Below are 21249 nucleotides of genomic sequence, written 5' to 3' on the forward strand. Positions count from 1 at the left end.
CTTCGTCGAAACCAGCTCGGGGCGAGAGCGCGCCAAAGCCGACAACGAGTCCTATCTGTGCCGGCTGCTTTGGCTCTCCCTGCTCTCACCGGCTATCACCGAAGCCATCCTGAACGGGGCTGCAGTCAGGGACCGAGATGCCTGCTCTGTCGGATACCATCCCAGCTGATTGGGAAAAGCAGGTTCTGGTCAGCGCATCTGCTCGGAAAACTGGAAGCCATTAACTTCCAAGCTGCAATCGGGCGAGGCGCGAATTCGCCAATCGAATGTTATGGAACGACGGGCGAGTATCGGACAGTTCAATCCTGTCTGGCAGCACCAGCTTTTTCCCGGAAAGATCAGTAGCCTATTGAAGGCCTTGAGGTTTTCGGACCGCTCCCTGATACACGGGAGTGATGCATCTGATTCTGAGAATGGCCTGCCCAACCAAAAGACAAGGTACCGACAACTGGTACTATCGCCGCACCATCCCGAAGGATGTCCAAGCGATCTTGCAGAAGCTCCCAAAGGAGCGTCGCCCTCGCGGTTGGTACAAGACGCACATCAGCATCTCTCTGGGCACTGCCGACCGCACAGCGGCCAAGGCAAAGTGCGGTGAAGTCGCGGCCACGGTAGAGCGACATCTCAAGGCGCTCCGCGAAGGGCCCAAGCCTCTCACCGTAAGGCAGATCACCGCGCTGTCTGGAATTGCCTATCGAGCTTTTACCGAAGCGTTGGAGGACAATCCTGGCCTCACCGTGGAAGGATGGCTCAACGTCGCGGAGGCAAACGAGGCAGCAAGGCGAGGCAACCCTTTGCTGATTGCCAAGAGCGGCAAAGACCGGCGCGAAATCTCCATGGAACACCGCTTCGGTGGATTGGCGCACGCTACCCTCCTGCGAGAAGGCATCATCACCGATGACGAAAGCCGATGGAAACTCATCGAAGCGTTGTCGCGTGACCTCACGGAAGGGGCCAAAAAGCTCGCGCGAAATGCGGATGGTGACTACTCACCCGACGCCTATGTCAGCCGCTTTCCCACCGTAGACTCAACGAAGCCCACTGCTAAGGGCGGCAAGACACTCACAGGCCTCGCAGAGGCGTGGCGTAAGGAAGCGTTGGCGAGAGGTGTCCGCCCACGAGACGCGAGGCGTTGGGAGGCAGTTGTCATCAGGTTCAAGGACTGGCTCCGGCACGATGATCTAAGCCGAGTGGCACCCGAGACAGTGCAGAGATGGGGTGACGAACGGAGCGCAAAGGGCATCGCGGCGAAGACTATCAACGACACCGACTTTGCCGCACTGAGAGCTGTGTTTGGGTGGGGCAAAAAAAGAGCTTGGCTGACCTCGAACCCCGCAGGGGAGGCCCGCATCGAAGGGCGAGCCAGGAAAGTCACCCGAGAGAAGTTCTTCCTACCCGGTGAATATAGCGCAATTCTTAGAGCAGCACTGGCCGTCAAAGGCACTGATCGAGAAAATCCCAAGACCTCCGCTGCCAAGCGTTGGGTGCCGTGGCCATGTGCTTATTCGGGAGCCCGAGTCATGGAGATGATCCAACTGCGTAAGGAGGACCTAAGGAAGGAGAGCGGGCATTGGATTGTTCGCCTCACGCCTGAGGCCGGTGATATGAAGATCAATGAATATCGAGATGTCCCGCTACACGAGCATCTCGTCTCATTAGGTTTCATCGATTTCGTACAGAGCGCAAAGCCGGGCCACCTCTTTTTTGAGGTTGGAAAAGACGGCACAACATCGGGTCCTGCCGATGGTGTTTACAAGCGCATTCGGGATCTTCTGCGAAGCGTCGTTCCGGACCCACGTGTTCAACCGAACCACGCGTGGCGGTACACATTCAAGACGTATGGCCACGAAGCGGGGCTAAGCGAACTGACACTCGACGCGATCTGCGGACATGCAGCCCGAACAAAGGGACAGGATTACACGAAGGTGACCTTGAAGAAGCGCATGGAAGCGATCACAGCATTCCCACGCTATCAAGTCTCAACTTAGGCGACGCCTTATACCAGCATCGTCATCATGCACTCCCGCCTCTTGTTCATACGTCTTGACGAGCTGCGTCAACAATGACGCCGCGACGAACGGATGAGAATACTGCAGCGCGTCCGCCCATGAACGATACATGCTCGCGAGCTTCCGCTCATCGCTACCACCCTCTCCACGGAAATGTACGCCTCTTAGATTGTACTTGCCGGTTCTCGCCCCCCGTGAGATGGCGTCGGACTGAACCTCTTCCATGAGCTGCCTCACCGTTTCACAGGGCCAAATGCCATCCGCGCCAATCGGAGCGTTTGCCAGCAACTGTCCTAAAACAATATCTCCGATCTCCGTCCTATCAAGTTGACTGCAGGACTCGCGAACAGTCTTGACCCATTTTAAAAGCTGATCGAGGTCGGCCAGCCCGGGTATGCGGCCAACCGCATCAAGAAGAGCGTGCCCCCGCTTGGCATATTCAGCCTCGCGGCCACGGGGAACCTTGTAGTCTGTCGGATCTTCTCCGCCGGAGGAACGTCTGTAGCTCCAAACAATCGCCTGGACGTATTGCTCTGGATATTTCTCTACGTACTTTGCGAGATTCGGAACACCATAGTCCTTATCATCACTCCATCTGCGATCGAGCGCTTCGACATAAGTAAACTCAAGACCGGCCTTTTGCTCCATCGAAAGATCGGCGCATTGGTCAATAAGCTTAAATACCTTCGCTAGGCTGTAGTACTCGAACTGGTATTCGCCGGGCTTGTCTTCGCCCCCCTTCGCCATTTCCATGAGAGTTCGAAACAGCAACGAGGGCTCGATCTTCTCTGGCCCCAACCGAAGACACGAAAACGCTGCGCGTGGCCGCCGAGCGTCGAGCAAACGCTTAACGGCATCTGCGTTTTCGGTATCAGACTCAAAGATCCACTGCGGTCTAACAGCACCCCAATATTCCTCTCGGTCGGGCGCATCCAAGCCATCAACAAGACGCCAAGTACTCAGTCTAAACGGAGCGGCCAAGAGCACGTGAACGAACTCACAAGCTGAAACCGCCCCCTTGAGCAGCAAAATTACACTCGTCCGCTTGCCGTCGTCCTCGATGGAATGAAGACAACCAGCAACTACATTTCGGATTGACCAGGCTTCCGGATCTAACATTTGCTCCGACGCAGATTGCAAAAACTCTTGCAACTTCTCATCGTTGAGCAAGTACAGCGTAAGCAAGGCGCCGATTTGCGTTCCCGCTCGCCCCTTCCGAGCAAGATCAAAGACTCCTTCAAATCCGCGCTGCGCTAAGATTTCGCGCAAAGCTTTTTTTCGTAGATCGGCGACGCGCTGCTCTCGCTTACGAAAATCAATCTCTTCGCCCTGGACTTCGTCCATTGACTCTTCGACCCATCCTTCCCGGAAGAGCCATTCATGCTTGTTAAGAAGATCCGTGGGCTCCAAGACCTCATAAGCGGCTTGCGCAGCTTCCCTAAGGCGTTCGTAGTCTTCCTTGGTGGACCTTAAGCGCCCACGACGGGATAGGACGGTGACTCGAATTTTTTCACGCAGAATGGCCTTGTCCGCATCCGACGCTTGGCCGGTCGCCCAACTCCTTACGAGCTTCCAGACTTCGATCTGAGCTTGATCGTCGAAGCTCTGAAGCCTCTCAATTAGGTCACTAACCTGATCTCTCGTGTAATTTCTCCAAGTAAGAAGCAGCTTCAGCAAATCTTGAAGAAAAGCGACAATTGGGGCTCGGGTGGGAAACGGCTCTCCGTATCCGTACCCATCGGATCGCCAACGAGGCTTGTGGCTATATGTGCCTGTATCTCCATATGCATCAAATTGCCTGATGCAAATCTTCCACCCCGCATCGGGCACCCGCTGGATCAGCATCTTTAACACTTCAAGGCGTTGATCGTGGTTGGCCGCCGTTTGCGGCATCCACGCTCTAAAGATGGAATACAGAGAATTAATTGGCTTGTTGACCCAATTGTCGCTGATTTCAATCTGAGACAGCTGGGCCAAGATCAGCGCGGAACGTGGCAGTGTGACCGGGCTCCATGCCAGTCCCTCAAGAGCCCGCAGAAGACCCGTCCTGCTTGGATGCGCCCAGAGACTCCCCGGATCGGCCGGTCTGAGAAGGCTGAATACTTGGGGCGCACCTGTCTTTAAGTCACGTTCGATGATGGAAAGAAAAGTGTCGGGCGCCGCTTCGGCGTACGTCGGGAGATCACGATCATTTGCCTCCAGTTTGCGGGCTGCCACTGGGGAAGGCAGGAGCCGTTGCACCAATTGCGATGCCATCTCATCAGTAGCCACCCCCAAACGCTCGAAGAGAGCGTTGCTGTAGACCGCAAGCAAGACAAGGGTTTCGGAGATCCCGTTACGAAAGGCTGCAGAGAATTCCCGCTGCTTGCCATAGATGTGGGCGGCCCAACGCTTGTCGTCTGGCAAATCCAAAGCCGGGTCGTCTTCTGACAGGACTAGCTCCGCTACCTCGAAGTATCTCCTCAGATCGATCGCCGTGATCCAGCCCGAAATTGCAAAGAGTAGATCAATCTTTGAAACGACGCCGCGGTATGAGCCTACAGACCACACGGGTGCATCATCGATCTGCGATAGTAGCTGACACTCCTTCTCTATCTCCTCGTAGCCTACGTCTTCCGCCAACAAAGATAGTGCGGCCTGATCTGTTTTATTGTTTGAGTTCCAAGCGCCAACCAAGAGAATAGGAATTAGGCTCGGAGCGGTCCTCCGATCACTTACCCAACGCGGACTGCGCACAGCGGGGACTTGGGAAAGACGGCGCCGCAGCACTGTCAGCGATCGTCCCGATTCGTCGCCATACCGAGTGATCTGATCCCGATCGAATCCCATGCCATCTAACGCCGACCTAAAATCCTCTTCTTTGGCAGGTTCGAGAATGATGTCTGGAGTAATACCGGTTGCGTTACGTGGATAGATAGCGATGGAATGCAACACCCCCGCAAGCGGGCCCAGTTCGCGCTCAACTTCTCGATTGAAGGCAACCGGGATGAACTCTTGTGCTCCTTGCGCAAGTCGCGGCAGTATTCCGTGAACTCCGAAAATCAGAATCTTACTTCTGTAGCGGCCGAGTTCATCAGAGCTTTCGCTAAACAGCACCGAAAGAAAGGCAAGCGCTTCCTCCGCTGAGTCCGCAGCAATTATGACTGGTCCGGTCGGCGGGCTGGAGAGACGCGCCAACATCGATTTTCTGGGAGCATCCACGCACGACTTAAAGAAACCCTCGACAAGAGGAGGAGTGACTACGTTTGCCCAATCTTGCCAGCATCGATCGAGAGAGCGTATTCCTTCGGAAGGCCGGTTGGTTTCATTCGCAAGCCAAGCCTGTCCTGCCAACGATTGCTCAAGCCATTGTTCCAAGTCTTGCGCGTCGTATGCTCGGACTTCTCTCCATTGTCTCTTGGCTCTCATCGCCGTTAGCCAGGCAGCCTTCCCGGCCCAGCGTCGCGGAGTTACGAACACAAAAGCAATGTCTAGGCGATCGGCTTTTCCGACAGCCCTGACACTCTTCTCGAAATCTCCATCGGCCTTGGATTTGATATCTTGGTTTACTCCGAACTCCCAACCGGAGCGACCGGTGGGTATCCACGGTGTCCCCTCACTCGCCTCGATGACGCCATCCCACCCGGCCCGCTCGGCATCGTCATTCCCAGGAAAATCGACGCTCTTCAGCCCGCTACCCGTTGAATGCACGAGCGTCCGCAGCAACACCGATAGTCTCGTTCGTGGCGCGATCCTGGTCGTCGCCCAATGCTCAATGTCATTCGACTTGAACTGGAGGAAGGGCGGCACGTAAACCTTGGTGTTCGACGGAGCACCTCTTAGCTTCGCTTGTGAAGCATCGTGGGCCGCTTGCATGTCGAGAAGCACCTGAGCAGCAATCCCAAAAGCCCGCTCGATACGTGACGCCATCTCCGAGGTCGCAGCCACCTTCCCGTTCAGAAAGTTAGAAACGCCAGGCCTGCTAATGCCAATCAGCTTAGCTGCCTCGGTTACGGTCATCTTGCGGGGGACGAGCGCCACTTCCCGGACGTACTCGCCGGGATGCCGAGGAATTCCTGGATCACGCGAGAGCAAGGTCATTAGCTGCACCTCCGTAAGGCGTAAGCTAACACCTTACAGATTAGGTGACATACACAATCTGGTGAGAGCCGGCTGCGCCTTGTCCAAATATGGACGGATTCCGAATTACGTCAGAAGCTTAAGCTAGCCCAGGCGATTAATGGCTTGCGAAGCGGTAGCTACTGGAATGACCTGCGTTCTCAGTTCTGAACAGGCACAAATCGGCGAAAGACAAACTCGCCAACTTACCGAGGGCCAATGATCGACTTCCTCAAAGACAAGGCGTTCGACGTTGAACACGCCCTAGTTATGTACGCCAAGAGCTTCGTTTCGTTGCCAGCATTCGGAATCTACGATGACGCGCAGGTCGCACCTCTTCTCGGTGAGATTCGGCATTGCCATATCTATCTCATTGGCACGGTCCCAAAGTTCGATTTCGTGGGAGCGACCCAAGACGAAGACAACCTCGTTACGAGCATCGAGGTCGCAAGCAAGCGACATGACATACACTGGCCGATGCCGACCGGGGCGACACTAAAGGGCAATGGCGAGCAAGGTTGGTACGTCGAGGACCCTGCGGGCAGACGATCCTTTCCTAGCGGCTTTATGATCCAACAACGGCTCGCGGCAGAATACGACGCAGTCGGGTTCGACGTGCTCTACATCGGCCAAGCTTTTGGCCAAGATGGATCTCGCAATGCCCTTGACCGCCTCAAGAAGCACGAGACACTTCAAAAGATCGCCATCAAGGGCGTTCCCGATGGTTACGTGCTTACTATCCTAATGCTTGCCGTCGAGCCTGCGCACCAGCTTGTCACCATGTTCAATCCACGAGCGAAGGATCAAAGCCAGACTTCGAAGCGAATCGAGAAGGGCCTCGATAAGCTTTTTGGGACCAACGAGGCTGAGCGAACGACCCTCTACGAAGCATCTCTAATTCGCTACTTCCACCCCCCTTCAATAAGGAGTTCAAGAACAGCTTTCCTTCCACCAACATGAAGGTTCTTGCTGAATGTTATGAGAAGGATTTCTCAGCGCTTGTTGCCGAGATCAGCATCGACGAGCTTCCGTTCAGATTGTTTAGCGCGACTGCGCCCCGCAGCATCAGCCACATTGCACAGCACAATCTCCACGCAGACGAAGAACGTCGCGTGTTTTTCACTCAGAGCTGAACGAAAGGTTTGGCGAAGGTGAAACAGAAGCTAAATATCGATTCCCAGAACATAGATGGGGACCTGAATCGCGCTCTTGAATTGAGGCAGGTACTTCGTGATCTTCTCGAACGTGAGACTGCCTTCCCAGTTTTGTCCGAGCTTCGCTAGATGCTTCTGAAAGCGTCGGGTGGTTGCTATGTAGACACCTACATCGATCTGATCGAGTGCGGAATAGGATGAAACCTGAAACTTCAGAAGATCTATGCCGATAAAGCTCGCGTGACCAAATCCAACCTCAACACCAACGCGATCCTTCAAGAAGTCCATCTTGGCGCCGAGATCATCGTCTTCACCAAAGACATATGGCTGGTCGGTCCACCCTTTCGCAACGAACGACTCTCGAAGAGCTTTATTGAAGTTAGGACGCGACAATGTTTCTAGAGCAGCTGGACAACCTGTTAGCAGCGACTCAATTTCTTGCTTGATAACGAGTTTGCTGTTGAGCACCTGTTCTGCAAAACGATACGAGAATCGTTCGAGCCTAATTTTGTCCATTCTTGCATTTCCCAATTGTCTGCGAGACTCTATTGCATTCACGGTCGAAAAGCGGCCTTCTGGTAAGAGATCCTTGTGAGTGAGGACACCGATGCCCTGCTATTTTCAAGGCTGCTCTGAGCCCGAAACATCGATGGAGCACGTGCCGCCGAAATGCTTTTTCCCGAAAGATCAGCGCAACCAGCTCATAACTGTGCCCTCGTGTAAGGCCCACAACAATGCGAAATCTATCGACGATACTTACGTCCTCGCCCAGATTTGCCTGAACGCGTCGCCCTCAAACAGGTCGCGCGAGGTCTTCCTAAAGACAATCGTGCCGCAGCTCAGCTACAACGAGGACGCGCTACGTAAGACGCTCACAAGAGACTCGGTTCAACTCTCCTCCGGTGCAGTTGCTTACAAGGTTGACGTCGCCAGGGTTGACCGTGTCTTCACCGCCTTGTCCTTCGGGATCGTCCACAAGGCTTGCGGCGGGACACTCCCGGATAATTTCGCGGTCGGCCACCTGTATCACAACTTCAGCCGAAAAGCGGAAGCCGGAAAGCGGGATCAAATCGAAGATGAGATACTGTCGCTTTACTCTGGCGAGCCAACGGCCTCTCTCGATTTCGGTCAAGTCAGTGCGTTGAACACCAGCATCTACACAGCCAAGATTTTTGGTGCTCCCGGTTTCTATTCTTCGATCACTGTTGTCCACGAGTTCTTTGGGCGCTTTCGCGTGACATCATTGCTAACCAAGCAGTGGCAGCAAGATCTGAGACGCAAGCAAACATATTGAACAGTGGTTCGTCGGAGCCAGTAATTCTCAGGAAAACTCTGAGAGGGCAGGAACGACGATCTGCGGGAGGATTCCCCCCTGGGCCGCTGGCCGCCCTGCTGAAGGAAGTCGGCACGGGACGTCGATCTCGCAGGGCGCGACCCGCCGTGGGAACGGCGGCTCCCCGACGGCGATGTCTGCCGCTAACCGCGTTGGAAAACGTCTTCCCTTGACCGCATCGGCAGCCGCAGTCGCTCACAAGGGTAAACCTTAGCGGGGACCGCACCACTGTCGTTGCTTTTTAATGCGCCGCAACACCTGAGCGGCTGCTCTGAGCAAATGCCGTTTTGCGATCGTGCCGGTGAGGCTAGAGACTTGCTGGCGGGACTTGCCATCACCAACCACCCTGCCAGTGTTGATACTATGTTGACACGTCACGCTTTCGAGATTGGCCCTCAATGAAAAAAGCCACCTTATTGACCTGGCGGCTTTTTCTGGTTTCGGGGATAGGATTTGAACCCATGACCTTCAGGTTATGAGCCTGTAGGCTGCCGCTTGGCTGAGGGGTTGAGACTGATCAGGTTTGCTAGCTGGCACCTGTCTGATCGAGCGGCTTGCGCCCCAAGGACCGAGGTACATTCAAAAAGGGCAGGCTAGGCTGCGGACGGAAGCCTAAGGGCTGCTTTCCTTGCAAATCCCGTAAAACGATCGTACTTTTTGCACGGCAGAAGCCGCTAAGTGCTGGCGCGCCCGGAACGATTCGAACGTCCGACCCTCAGATTCGTAGTCTGATGCTCTATCCAGCTGAGCTACGGGCGCGTTTTTCGCTGACAGTGCGGGCGTGGCCCGCAGGCAGCCCCCGGCGACGCCGGAGGGGTGCGAAAGAGCGCTCTGACTAACCGCTCTTGCCCCGATTGGCAAGGTCCGGATTGGGGAGATTTTGCTGGGAAATGACGGTTTCCGCACTCGGCCGCTGGCCGACTACGCCCGCGCCCGCTCGTTGCGGACGGAGAGCAGTTCCACGGGGCGGTCGGGGATGACGATCCGGAAGGTGGCGCCGATGGTGCCTTCGACCAGATGGATGTCGCCGCCATGGGCGCGGACCAGCTCGGCGGCGATGGCAAGGCCGAGGCCGCTGCCGCCGGGGCGGCCGGAGGTCTGGAACGCCTCGAACAGGTGATCGCGGGTCTTCTGGGGCACGCCGGGGCCGGTGTCGGAAACCTCGATGATGGCGACCGCGCCCTCGCGTTTTCCCGTGATCCGGATCTGCTGCGCACCGCCCTCGGCGGACGCATGGCTTTCCAGTGCCTGGGCGGCGTTGCGGACGAGGTTGAGCAGCACGCGGAAGAGCTGATCGGGATCGGCGTCGACCGCGAGCCCGCGCTCGATTGCGGCGACCCAGGCGATCGAGGCGTCGGAGGCAAGGCCAGCGGTCTCGCGCACCTCCAGCACCACCGGCTCGATCATGATCATGCGCCGGTCGGGCGCGGCTTCCTGGGCGCGGCCGTAGGACAAGGTCGACTGGCAGAAGGCGATGGCGCGCTCGAGCGAGCGCACGAGTTTTGGCGCAAAGCGCTGCACTCGCGGATCCGGCACGCTGGCAAGCTGGTCCGACAGGAGTTGTGCCGAGGCCAGCAGATTGCGCAAATCGTGATTGATCTTGGAGACGGCGAGGCCGAGGGCGGCGAGCCGGCTCTTCTGATGCAGCATCGACATCAGATCGCGCTGCATGTCCGACAATTCGCGCTCGGCAACGCCGATCTCGTCGCTGCGCTGGCTCGGCACGATGATCCCCGCCGAACTCTCGGGATTTTCGTGGAAGCCGACCAGGCTCGCGGTCAGCCGCCGCATCGGGCGCACGAAGAGATAATGCATGGCGAGATAGACGAGGCCCGCGGTCAGCACCGCGATGATCAGCGCGACCACCACGACGTTGCGGGAGAAGCGGTACATCGACTGCCGCAGCGGCAGCTCGTCGGTGACGATCTCCATGAACTGGGCGTTGCCGACGCCGGGCCCGACGATCCGGATCGCCTGGTTGCCGGTCTCCAGCATCATCCGGAACGAGCCGGTGATCGCCTCCCACGCCGTCATATCGCGCAGGTCGATATCGTGCTCGATGGCGGCCGGCAGATTGTCGCTGGCGAGCAGACGGCGCTGCTGGCCCATCTTGATGGCGACGGCGCGGGCATTGATGCTCTTCAGGATCTCGCGCGACAGCGAATCCGGGACCATGCCGAGCGGCGCCGCATCGAGCACCAGCGCCGCCGTGTTGGCCGCGGCGACGCGGTCGTTGAGCCGGTTGACCCAGAAGTTGGCGATGGCCGGCACGTAGAGCAGGATGGCCGCGATCATCACCAGGGGAACGGTGAGCAGCAGCAGCTTGCCGGACAGCCCAAGCCCGCGCGTCCCCCGCGGCAGCGCCGCCGGCGGGTCCCGCTGATCCCCATCCTGGATCGGCTGGAGGTCTGTCGCTGCCACGAAATTCGCCCTCGCTGCCTTTGCCGGATGAAAGATGTCGCCGGGTGAAGGGTGTTGGCGCGTATGAAGATGCGGCCCGCCCCCAGCGCGGTCAAATTACAGATCGTCAATCTGCCAAGGTCGGATGTAAGCGCAGATCTGGCGAGTCGCCACCTCAAGGGTTAAAAACCCCGCACAAACAGCGATATTCGCCGGAATTGAGCTCTTGTGCGGCGTTGACGAAAAGAAGGCGCTCGCTTATAAGCCGGCCAATTGTCCGCGATGACCCGGTGTGACCGCCGGGAGCGGCTCTCTTGGGGCCGAAAAAGGCTCGTTTTGGGCAGCATCTTCCGGACTTTATCATCAATTCTACAGGCAAATTGCCCGGTCAGCGGAGAAAAACCCGTGAAGCGGACTTATCAACCCAGCAAACTGGTGCGCAAGCGCCGTCACGGCTTCCGTGCCCGTCTCGCCACGGCCGGCGGCCGCAAGGTGCTCGCCGCCCGCCGCGCCCGCGGCCGCAAGCGTCTGAGCGCCTGAGCCGGACCCCCTTTTTGGGATTTCATCATGGATCGGCTGAGGCAGCGAGCGGATTTCCTCGCCGTTGCCAATGGCGCGCGGGTGAATAGTTCCGCGTTCGTCCTGCAAAGCCTTGACCGCCGAAGCCTTGACCGCCAAAACCTTGGCCGAGACGACAGCGGCCCGATCCGGATCGGCTTCACCGTCACCAAAAAGAACGGCAACGCCCCCCAGCGCAATCGCATCCGGCGCCGGCTTCGCGAACTGGTGAAGCGGCTCGATCCGGTGTCGATGCAGCCCCATCATGATTATGTGCTGGTCGGCCGAAGGGACGCGCTCTCGCGCGACTTCGCCACCATGCTCGACGATCTGCGCATAGCGTTCGCGAAGCCCGCGCGGCATACGCACAAGGGACGCGGCTCAAAAAGCAGCCCAACAACCGACTCAAGAACCGACGGCTTAAAGCCCGGCCCCGCTCCTGCGACCAGCCGCAAACCGGATTGATGACGAGAGAATGATGACCGACAACCGCAATACCATCCTCGCCGTCATTCTGTCGGGCTTCGTGCTGATCGCCTGGCAATATTTCTACAACATGCCGGCGATGGAGAAGCAGCGCGCCCAACAACAGGCGCAGGCCGAGCTGCAGAAGACCACGCCGCAGCCGACGGCGTCCGCGACGCCGGGCGCCACGCCGCAGGCCGGCAGCACGGCCCAACCGGCGACGCCGAGCACGAACCAGCAAGCCCAGCCGGTCGTTGCGCGCGACGTTGCGATTGCCGCCAGCCCGCGCGTGAAGATCGAGACGCCGCGAATCGCAGGCAGCATCTCGCTGAAGGGCGGACGCATCGACGATGTCGCGCTGGTGCAATTCCGCGAAACGGTCGATCCGAAGTCACCGCCGATCGTTCTGTATTCGCCCTCGGGGACCGCGGAGCCCTATTACGCCGAGTTCGGCTGGGTGCCGGCGACGGGCGTGACGGCGAAACTGCCGGACGCGCAGACCGTCTGGCAGCAGGACGGCAGCGGCAGCCTGACGCCGACCACGCCGGTGGTGCTGAAATGGGACAATGGCGAAGGCCTCAGCTTCCGCCGCACCATCGCGGTCGACGACCACTACCTCTTCACCGTGAAGGACGAGGTGAGCAATGTCGGCAACGCGCCGGTCACGCTCTATCCGTTCGCGCTGATCTCGCGCCACGGCACGCCGCAGGTCTCCGGCTACTACATCCTGCATGAAGGCCTGATCGGCTATCTCGATGGCTTGCAGGAATACGCCTACAAGAAAATCGACGAAGCCAGGACGGTGAACTTCAAGGCCACCAATGGCTGGCTCGGCATGACCGACAAATACTGGGCCTCGGCGCTGCTGCCGGACACCAGCGCGCAGATTCAGGCGCGCTTCTCGTCGAACCCGAGCGGCAACGTCCACACCTACCAGACCGACTATCTGCTCGATCCCGTCACCGTCGCGATCGGCGGCTCCGCGACCGCGAACGCGCGGCTGTTCGCCGGCGCCAAGGAAGCCAGCGTCGTCGGCATCAACTTCCCGCTCGCCGGCCATGGCGGCTACAACAAGGAACTCGGCCTCAACCATTTCGATCTGTTGATCGACTGGGGCTGGTTCTACTTCATCACCAAGCCGATGTTCCTCGGCCTCGACTTCTTCTACCGCTTCTTCGGCAATTTCGGCATCTCGATCCTGCTCGTGACCGTGATCGTGAAGCTCCTGTTCTTCCCGCTGGCGAACAAGTCCTACGCCTCGATGGCGAAGATGAAGTCGGTCCAACCGCAGCTTCAGGCGCTGAAGGAGCGTTACCCTGACGACAAGGTGAAGCAGCAGCAGGAGATGATGGAGATCTACCGCAAGGAGAAGATCAATCCGGTCGCCGGCTGTCTTCCCGTGGTGATCCAGATCCCGGTGTTCTTCTCGCTGTACAAGGTGCTGTTCGTCACCATCGAGATGCGGCACGCGCCGTTCTTCGGCTGGATCAAGGATCTTTCCGCGCCGGACCCGACCAACCTGTTCACTCTGTTCGGGTTGATCCCGTTCGATCCGACCACGATCCCGGTGTTCGGCCACTACCTGGCGCTCGGCATCTGGCCGATCATCATGGGCATCACGATGTGGTTCCAGATGAAGCTGAATCCGACGCCGCCGGATCCGACCCAGCAGATGATCTTCAACTGGATGCCGCTGATCTTCACCTTCATGCTGGCGGGCTTCCCGGCAGGCCTCGTGATCTACTGGGCCTGGAACAACACGCTATCGGTGCTGCAGCAGAGCTTCATCATGCGCCGCAATGGCGTGAAGGTGGAGTTATTCGATAATCTCAAGGCGACGTTCGCGAAGAAGGCGACGTAGCCACAGTTATTGCGAGCGCTTCGCTTCCGCCTTCGCTCTTCGAGCTACGGCGGACAAGTCGCTCGCAATGACGAGGTAAACCAACTGAAAGCCTTCGCATGACCGACGACGAAGATGCGAAGCTGATCGAGGTCGGGCGAAAACTGTTCACCCGCGACTGGCAGTTCATCTGGGCCTCGCCCTCGACTGAAACGCTACCGCCGATGGCGGGGCTGGAGATCGCCTTTGCCGGCCGCTCCAATGTCGGCAAGTCCAGCCTGATCAACGCGCTGACGGGCCGCAACGCGCTGGCGCGCACCTCGCATACGCCGGGCCGCACCCAGGAGCTGATCTTCTTCGAGGTCCCCGGGAAAAGTGACCTGCGCCTCGTCGACATGCCCGGTTATGGCTATGCCAAGGCGCCGAAGAGCCAAGTCGCGTCCTGGACCGAGCTGATCCACAAATTCCTGCTCGGACGCGCCAGCCTCGCGCGCGTCTACGTGCTGGTCGACGCGCGGCACGGCCTCAAGGACGTCGATCTCGAAGTCCTGAAGACACTCGATCGCTCCGCGGTCAGCTACCAGATCGTGCTAACCAAGACCGACCAGATCAAGGCCACCGAGCTTCAATCGCGCATCGTCGAGACCGAGGCTGCGCTCGCCAAACGTCCGGCCGCGTTCCCGAACGTGCTCGCGACCTCGTCACGGAGCGCGACCGGCATGGCCGAGCTGCGCGCCGCGATCGCAAAGCTGCTGGAAGAGCGGACCTCGTGACGGCGGCATTCCGCCTGCTGATCGGGCTTGCCGGTGTGATGGGCGCCGCCGGCGTCGCGCTGGCCGCCGCCTCCGCACATGGCGGCGATGCGAGCCGGCTCGCCGCCGCAAGTGCCATGCTGCTGTTTCATGCAACTGCCATACTCGCGGCCGTCGCCCTGCTCGGCCGCGGCCTTCTGCACGGCGGAATTGGCATCATCGCCGCGTCCGGCTTCGCAGCCGGCGCCGCGCTGTTCGCGGGCGACCTCACCTTGCGGCAATATGCCGGCCATTCGCTGTTTCCCTATGCGGCGCCGACGGGTGGATCGGTGATGATCTTGAGCTGGCTGGCGGTGACGCTCGCGGCGGCGGTGGTGAGGAAATAATCACTCTTCTTCCTTCTCCCCTTGCGGGAGAGGGGAAGAACATCGCTTTGCGCCCCGCCCGCCAATCGGATAGAACGCGGCCCGAGTATCCCGCCAGCGAGATCCGCCTCATGACCGAAATCTCCCCGCTCGACCAGGCCCGCATCCTGTCCGAAGCGCTGCCGCACATGCAGCAGTATGACGAGGAAACCATCGTCATCAAGTATGGCGGCCATGCCATGGGCGACGAGGAGACCGCGAAAAATTTTGCCCGCGACATCGTGCTGCTCGAGCAGACCGCGATCAATCCGGTGGTGGTGCATGGCGGCGGCCCGCAGATCGCGACCATGCTCAAGCGCCTCGGCATCGTCTCGGAATTCGCAGCCGGCCTGCGCATCACCGATGCCGCCACCATCGAGATCGTCGAGATGGTGCTCGCCGGCTCCGTCAACAAGCAGATCGTCGGCTACATCAACGAGGCCGGCGGCAAGGCGGTGGGGCTGTCCGGCAAGGACGCCAATATGGTGAAGGCGTCCAAGACGACGCGCACCATCATGGATCCGGACTCGCACATCGAGAAGGCGGTCGATCTCGGCTTCGTCGGCGATCCCGAGAAGGTCGACCTCACGCTGCTCAACCAGCTGATCGGCTACGAGCTGATCCCCGTGCTCGCGCCGCTCGCGACCTCGAAAGAGGGCCAGACGCTGAACGTCAACGCCGATACTTTTGCCGGCGCCGTGGCCGGCGCGCTGAAGGCAAAGCGGCTGCTGCTGCTCACCGACGTGCCGGGCGTGCTCGACAAATCCAAGAAGCTGATCCCGCAGCTCTCGGTCAAGGATGCGCGAAAGCTGATCGCCGACGGCACCATTTCCGGCGGCATGATCCCGAAGGTCGAGACCTGCATCTACGCGCTCGAACAGGGCGTGGAGGGTGTCGTCATCATCGACGGCAAGATGCAGCACGCGGTCTTGCTCGAGCTCTTCACCAACACCGGCACGGGCACGCTGATCCACAAGTGAGAGAAGAGAAAACGAGAGACGCCGTCATGGCCGGGCCTGTCCCGGCCATCCACGACCTTTCGTCCCGCGCCAAGAACGTGGATGCCCGGGACAAGCCCGGGCATGACGAGTTGAGGACTCGGCGGCCTCGCCGCTCCGTCCTGACGCGCTTCCTGATGACGCTCCCTGCTGCAGCCATCTCGTTCGTGTTCTCCTCCGCACCGGCTTTCGCCGACCTGAAAATCTGCAATCGCATGTCCTATGTCGTCGAGGCCGCGATCGGCATCGACGACAAGGCGGCGACCGCGACGCGCGGCTGGTTCAGGATCGACCCCGCTACCTGCCGCGTGGTGGTGCAGGGCACGCTCTCCGCCGACCGCATCCTGCTCAACGCCCGCGCGCTCGGCGTCTACGGCGCATCCCCGATCCCGCAGAACGGCAGCGACACGCTGTGCGTCGCGCAAGACAATTTCGTCATCGCGGCCGCGCGGCAGTGCCGCAGCGGCCAGACCCAGGCCGCCTTCACCCAGATCACGCCGACGCAAGGCGCGGACGGCAATTTCGTCGCCTATCTCGCCGAGGACTCCGAATATGACGACGAGCAGGCTCGCCTTGCCGGCATCCAGCGGCTTTTGGTGATCGCAGGTTATGACGCCGCGCCAATCGACGGCGTCGACGGGCCGAAGACGCAAGGCGCGCTGGCCGCTTTCCTGAAGAGCCGCGGATTGTCGTCCGACATCCTGTCGTCGCCGAACTTCTTCAAGACCATGGTCGATGCCGTGCAGACGCCGTCTGCGACCGGCCTCACCTGGTGCAACGACACCACGCACAAGGTGATGGCGGCGGTCGCCACCGACGACGGCAAGTCGGTGACCAGCCGCGGCTGGTATCGCATCGACCCCAAGACCTGCCTGCACCCTGACGTAAGCGGCCAGCCGAAGCAGATCTTCAGCTTCGCGGAAGCCATCGACGCCGACAACCGAATCGTCAAGCTGAAGGACAAGCCGCTGAACTGGGGCGGCGACAGGCAGCTTTGCACGCGCGAGACCAAGTTCGAGACCAACGAGCAGACCGACTGCGGCGCGCGCGGCTTCGCGGCGACGGGATTTGGCGCGGTGGACATGTCGAGCGGCGGCAAGACGCTGCGCTTTGCGATGCCGTGACGGGTGGTGTTGTGATCAGGACGCGCACTCCGCTGTCGTCCTGGCGAAGGCCAGGAGCCATGACCGCAGGATTAGGTTTGGCAGAGAACGACGACCAGAGTGCCCCAATGATCCGTCACGGCGTAGGGGTCCTGGCTTTCGCCAGGACGACGATTGAGGGTGGAGCGCCGCCGCGGTCAACGGATAGAGAGTGAAAATGAAATCTCCTCGCGCCTTCGGCCATGTCGACACCTGGGTGTTCGACCTCGACAACACGCTCTATCCGCACCACGTCAATCTGTGGCAGCAGGTCGATGCACGGATCACCGAGTTCGTTTGCAACTGGCTGAATCTGACAGCGGTGGAAGCGCGCAAGATCCAGAAGGATTATTACCAGCGTTTCGGCACCACCATGCGCGGCATGATGACCCTGCATGGCGTCCGCGCCGACGACTATCTCGCCTACGTCCACAAGATCGATCACTCGCCGCTGGAGCCGAACCCGGCACTCGGCGAGGCCATTGCAAAACTGCCGGGGCGAAAGCTGATCCTGACCAACGGCTCGGTCGATCATGTCGATGCGGTGCTGGCGCGGCTCGGCTTTGCCACGCATTTCGACGGCGTGTTCGACATCATCGCCGCCGAGTTCGAGCCGAAGCCGGCGCCGCAGACCTACCGCAAGTTTCTCGCCGACCATTCGGTCGATCCGACCCGCGCCGCGATGTTCGAGGACCTCGCCCGCAACCTCACCGTCCCGCACGAACTCGGAATGACGACGGTGCTGGTGGTGCCGGATGGGACGAAAGAGGTCGTGCGTGAGGACTGGGAGCTGGCGGGCCGTGATGCCGCCCATGTCGACCATGTCACGGATGATCTCGCGGGGTTCTTGGGAAGGCTGTCCCAACCAAGGTAGCCGTCATACCCCGCGAAGGCGGGGTATCCAGTAATCGCCGCCGTCTCGAGTCATCACGACCGCCGCGGCGTACTGGATCACCCGCTTTCGCGGGTGATGACACCGAACCAAGCTTGACTCCGTCCCCCCAAATCCCGAAAAAGCGCTCCAAATCACCGCAAATTCCCGCCTGCCTGTGAGGAAATCCCGATGTCCCTGTCCGCCCTCGAATCCACCATCAACGGCGCCTTCGAGGCGCGCGACGGCGTTTCGACCTCGACCAAGGGCGAGGTTCGCGAGGCAGTGGATCACGCGCTGGAGATTCTGGACAAGGGCGAGGCCCGCGTTGCCGAGCGCGGGGCCGACGGCAAGTGGAAGGTCAATCAGTGGCTGAAGAAGGCGGTGCTGCTCTCGTTCCGCCTCAACGACATGGGCGCCATTCCCGGCGGCCCCGGCAAGGCGACCTGGTGGGACAAGGTGCCCTCCAAGTTCGACGGCTGGGGCGAGAACCGCTTTCGCGACGCCGGTTTCCGCGCCGTCCCCGGCGCCATCGTGCGCCGCTCGGCCTTCATTGCGCGCAACGTCGTGCTGATGCCGTCCTTCGTCAATCTCGGCGCCTATGTCGATGAATCCACCATGATCGACACCTGGTCGACCGTCGGCTCCTGCGCGCAGATCGGCAAGCGCGTGCACATCTCCGGCGGCGTCGGTATCGGCGGCGTGCTCGAGCCGCTGCAGGCCGAGCCTGTGATCATCGAGGACGATTGCTTCATCGGCGCGCGCTCCGAAGTCGCCGAGGGCGTGATCGTGCGCAAGGGCGCGGTGCTGTCGATGGGCGTATTCCTGGGTGCGTCGACCAAGATCGTCGACCGCGACACCGGCGAGGTCTTTATCGGCGAAGTGCCCGAGTATTCAGTCGTCGTTCCCGGCGCGCTGCCCGGCAAGCCCATGAAGAACGGCCAGATCGGCCCGAGCACCGCCTGCGCCGTCATCGTCAAGCGCGTCGACGAGCGCACGCGCTCCAAGACCAGCATCAACGAGCTGCTGCGGGATTGATCCGTCGGTGTCGTCCCGGCGAAGGCCGGGACCCATAACCACAGGCAGTGGTTTGGCGAAGATTTGCAGTTGGGTACGCCGACCGTCCACGACCGATAGATTCCGCGGTATGGGTCCCGGCCCCCGTGCGCAATTGCGCACTAGGCCGGGACGACGCCGAGGGTCCATCGAACCCTCCCTCCCTCCATCGCGACCAACATCCGGGCGACCTCTCCCGCCCGGAGCCTTTGGCATGGACTGGACCTGGTATCTCTTCCGCTTCGACGGCCGCATCAACCGCGCCCTGCTGTGGCAGGCGCTGCTGATCGTCATGGTGCTGGCCTGCCTGCTCGGGATGATCGACCAGGCCATCAGGGTGATGAACGGGGCCGCAACTTTCGCCTTCAACTACAGGCTCGACCTCGACTTCGGTATCGACGGCATCTTCAAGCTGGTCGATCCCAGGGCCTATCGTCTGCTGGCAACCACCGACCGCGCGCCCCTCATCTTCAAGGTGCTCGGCACCTCGCTATTCCTGTGGATCTACCTCGCAACCGCGACCAAGCGACTGCACGATCGCGACCGGAGCGGCTGGTGGCTTGTTCCGTTCTTCGTCGTGCCCGCGTTGTTCGACCAGTTCTCGGACCTGCTGCCCACCAATTCAAACTGGGCTGTTGCCCTCGCCTGGGCCATGCACATTCCGTGGTTTTGGGGCCTCGTCGAAATGTTCATTGTGCCCGGCACCTCCGGCGACAACCGATTCGGCCCCGATCCACTGGCCGAGGTTGAGGATGACTCCGCGCCCGCCTCGCCTGCGGCGAACAGCTGGGACCAGCAGAGCGAGATCGAATTTGTCCCGCCCAGTGCTAGCCCACCCGGCGGCATGCATGTTAAGCGGGGCGTATGACCGATGCTCTCTCGATCGCCCGCGATCTCATCCGCTGCCCCTCGGTAACTCCGGCCGATGCCGGTGCGCTGGGCGTGCTCGAACAAGCTCTCACCGTGGCCGGCTTCACATGCCACCGCGTCACCTTCAGCGAGCCTGGCACCGCCGACGTCGACAATCTCTATGCGCGGATCGGCACTGACGGGCCGCACATCACTTTTGCCGGCCACACCGACGTGGTGCCGCCTGGCGACGAGAGCGCCTGGAGCGTCGGCGCGTTCTCGGGCGAGGTGAAGGACGGCTTTCTGCATGGCCGCGGCGCGGTCGACATGAAGGGCGGCATCGCTTGCTCGGTCGCCGCGGTGCTGGAGCATCTTGCCGCCAACGACGGCAAGCCGCGCGCCGATGTCAAAGGCTCGATCTCCTTTCTGATCACCGGCGACGAGGAAGACGTCTCGATCAACGGCACCATCAAGCTGTTGAAGTGGGCGGCCGAGCGCGGCGAGAAATTCGATCATTGCGTGCTCGGCGAGCCCTCCAATGTCGAGACCCTCGGCGACACCATCAAGGTCGGCCGCCGCGGCTCGCAATCCGGCACGCTGTATGTCGACGGCGTGCAGGGCCACGTCGCCTATCCGCACCGCGCCGCCAATCCGGTGCCTGACATCGCGCGGCTGATCGTGGCGATCTCCGACGAGCCGCTCGACCATGGCAGCGCGCAGTTCCAGGCCTCCAATCTCGAATTCACCTCGGTCGACGTCGGCAACACCGCCAACAACGTCATCCCAGGCCAAGCCCGCGCAAAATTCAACATCCGCTACAACGACAACCACACCCAGGCGAGCCTGCGCGAGCTGGTCGAGACGCGGCTGACCAAAACCTGCGGCAACCGCATCCGCGCCCGCATCGTCTGGGAGCCCTCGAACTCGAACGTGTTCGTGACCAAGCCCGGCCCGTTCACCGAGCTCGCGGTGTCCGCGATCGAGGAGGTGACGGGCCGCAAGCCGGAGCTGTCGACCTCAGGCGGCACCTCGGATGCGCGCTTCATCTCGAGCTATTGCCCGGTGATCGAGTTCGGCCTGGTCGGCCAGACCATGCACCAAATCGACGAGCGCGTGCCGGTCAGGGATTTGGAGCAGCTGACGAAGGTGTATCGCGGGATTTTGACGAGGTATTTTGGGTAGGCTGTGAGGCTATCTCGCTGCCGCCAATCAGTCCGCCGTCATGCCCGGGCTTGTCCCGGGCATCCACGTTCTTCGGCGTCCTTGCAGGAAAGTTCGTGGATGGCCGGGACAAGCCCGGCCATGACGCCTGTGGCGGGA

17 protein-coding genes and 1 tRNA gene are annotated in these 21249 nt (G+C 60.4%); 14 read left to right on the top strand and 4 right to left on the bottom strand.

The window, feature by feature from the left end; genetic code table 11:
* Positions 1-395 precede the first annotated feature (395 nt).
* Positions 396-1988, top strand: coding sequence for a DUF6538 domain-containing protein (locus AC0L3S_RS09310; protein ID WP_473278851.1), 1593 nt, complete (start codon positions 396-398; stop codon positions 1986-1988).
* Here AC0L3S_RS09310 and AC0L3S_RS09315 read toward each other — a convergent pair.
* The gene (locus tag AC0L3S_RS09315) at positions 1980-6089 is read right to left on the bottom strand and encodes a HigA family addiction module antitoxin (protein WP_473278852.1); all 4110 of its coding nucleotides are present in this window, start codon (positions 6087-6089) and stop codon (positions 1980-1982) included. The genes AC0L3S_RS09310 and AC0L3S_RS09315 overlap by 9 nt on opposite strands.
* Before the next feature lie 237 nt (positions 6090-6326).
* On the opposite strand from AC0L3S_RS09315, the gene AC0L3S_RS09320 reads away from it, so the two are divergent.
* The gene (locus tag AC0L3S_RS09320; RefSeq protein ID WP_473278853.1) at positions 6327-7067 is read left to right on the top strand and encodes a hypothetical protein; all 741 of its coding nucleotides are present in this window, start codon (positions 6327-6329) and stop codon (positions 7065-7067) included.
* Positions 7068-7270: 203 nt separating this feature from the next.
* Here the strand turns inward: AC0L3S_RS09320 and AC0L3S_RS09325 are convergent, their stop codons facing one another.
* Positions 7271-7777, bottom strand: coding sequence for a BglII/BstYI family type II restriction endonuclease (locus tag AC0L3S_RS09325; protein ID WP_473278854.1), 507 nt, complete (start codon positions 7775-7777; stop codon positions 7271-7273).
* Positions 7778-7910: 133 nt separating this feature from the next.
* On the opposite strand from AC0L3S_RS09325, the gene AC0L3S_RS09330 reads away from it, so the two are divergent.
* Positions 7911-8555 carry a hypothetical protein gene (locus AC0L3S_RS09330; RefSeq protein ID WP_473278855.1) on the top strand — a complete coding sequence of 215 codons (645 nt, stop codon included), beginning with the start codon at positions 7911-7913 and terminating at the stop codon, positions 8553-8555.
* 721 nt (positions 8556-9276) lie between these two features.
* Here the strand turns inward: AC0L3S_RS09330 and AC0L3S_RS09335 are convergent.
* Together AC0L3S_RS09335 and AC0L3S_RS09340 are read right to left on the bottom strand one after the other, a co-directional pair.
* A tRNA-Arg gene (locus AC0L3S_RS09335) sits at positions 9277-9353 on the bottom strand.
* Positions 9354-9515: 162 nt separating this feature from the next.
* Positions 9516-11015, bottom strand: coding sequence for an ATP-binding protein (locus AC0L3S_RS09340; RefSeq protein WP_219682512.1), 1500 nt, complete (start codon positions 11013-11015; stop codon positions 9516-9518).
* A gap of 384 nt (positions 11016-11399) precedes the next feature.
* On the opposite strand from AC0L3S_RS09340, the gene rpmH reads away from it, so the two are divergent.
* From rpmH to dapE, 11 genes are all read left to right on the top strand, one after another.
* Positions 11400-11534 carry a 50S ribosomal protein L34 gene (gene rpmH / locus AC0L3S_RS09345; RefSeq protein WP_008542748.1) on the top strand — a complete coding sequence of 45 codons (135 nt, stop codon included), beginning with the start codon at positions 11400-11402 and terminating at the stop codon, positions 11532-11534.
* Positions 11535-11561: 27 nt separating this feature from the next.
* Positions 11562-12017 (top strand): ribonuclease P protein component, encoded by a 456-nt coding sequence (gene rnpA, locus AC0L3S_RS09350; RefSeq protein ID WP_473264452.1) that lies wholly within the window; start codon positions 11562-11564, stop codon positions 12015-12017.
* Between the two features lie 13 nt (positions 12018-12030).
* Positions 12031-13878 (top strand): membrane protein insertase YidC, encoded by a 1848-nt coding sequence (gene yidC / locus AC0L3S_RS09355; RefSeq protein ID WP_473264453.1) that lies wholly within the window; start codon positions 12031-12033, stop codon positions 13876-13878.
* Between the two features lie 98 nt (positions 13879-13976).
* Complete coding sequence (gene yihA, locus AC0L3S_RS09360; RefSeq protein WP_473264454.1) at positions 13977-14630, top strand: ribosome biogenesis GTP-binding protein YihA/YsxC; 654 nt, start codon at positions 13977-13979, stop codon at positions 14628-14630.
* Positions 14631-14668: 38 nt separating this feature from the next.
* A complete protein-coding gene (locus AC0L3S_RS09365; protein ID WP_473278883.1) occupies positions 14669-14995 on the top strand; it encodes a DUF423 domain-containing protein in 327 nt (108 codons plus the stop codon).
* A 110-nt stretch (positions 14996-15105) separates the two neighbouring features.
* The gene (gene argB / locus AC0L3S_RS09370) at positions 15106-15993 is read left to right on the top strand and encodes an acetylglutamate kinase (RefSeq protein WP_007597683.1); all 888 of its coding nucleotides are present in this window, start codon (positions 15106-15108) and stop codon (positions 15991-15993) included.
* Positions 15994-16148: 155 nt separating this feature from the next.
* The gene (locus tag AC0L3S_RS09375) at positions 16149-17135 is read left to right on the top strand and encodes a DUF1036 domain-containing protein (RefSeq protein WP_063996732.1); all 987 of its coding nucleotides are present in this window, start codon (positions 16149-16151) and stop codon (positions 17133-17135) included.
* A 196-nt stretch (positions 17136-17331) separates the two neighbouring features.
* A complete protein-coding gene (locus tag AC0L3S_RS09380; protein ID WP_473278856.1) occupies positions 17332-18027 on the top strand; it encodes a pyrimidine 5'-nucleotidase in 696 nt (231 codons plus the stop codon).
* A 189-nt stretch (positions 18028-18216) separates the two neighbouring features.
* The gene (gene dapD / locus AC0L3S_RS09385) at positions 18217-19062 is read left to right on the top strand and encodes a 2,3,4,5-tetrahydropyridine-2,6-dicarboxylate N-succinyltransferase (RefSeq protein WP_473264456.1); all 846 of its coding nucleotides are present in this window, start codon (positions 18217-18219) and stop codon (positions 19060-19062) included.
* Between the two features lie 232 nt (positions 19063-19294).
* On the top strand, positions 19295-19948 hold the full coding sequence (locus AC0L3S_RS09390) for a DUF805 domain-containing protein (protein WP_473278857.1): 654 nt from the start codon (positions 19295-19297) through the stop codon (positions 19946-19948).
* Positions 19945-21111 (top strand): succinyl-diaminopimelate desuccinylase, encoded by a 1167-nt coding sequence (dapE, locus tag AC0L3S_RS09395; protein WP_473278858.1) that lies wholly within the window; start codon positions 19945-19947, stop codon positions 21109-21111. Before AC0L3S_RS09390 ends, dapE begins: the two co-directional genes overlap by 4 nt.
* Positions 21112-21249: the final 138 nt, after the last annotated feature.

This window comes from Bradyrhizobium sp. Ken01 (genome assembly GCF_055807355.1).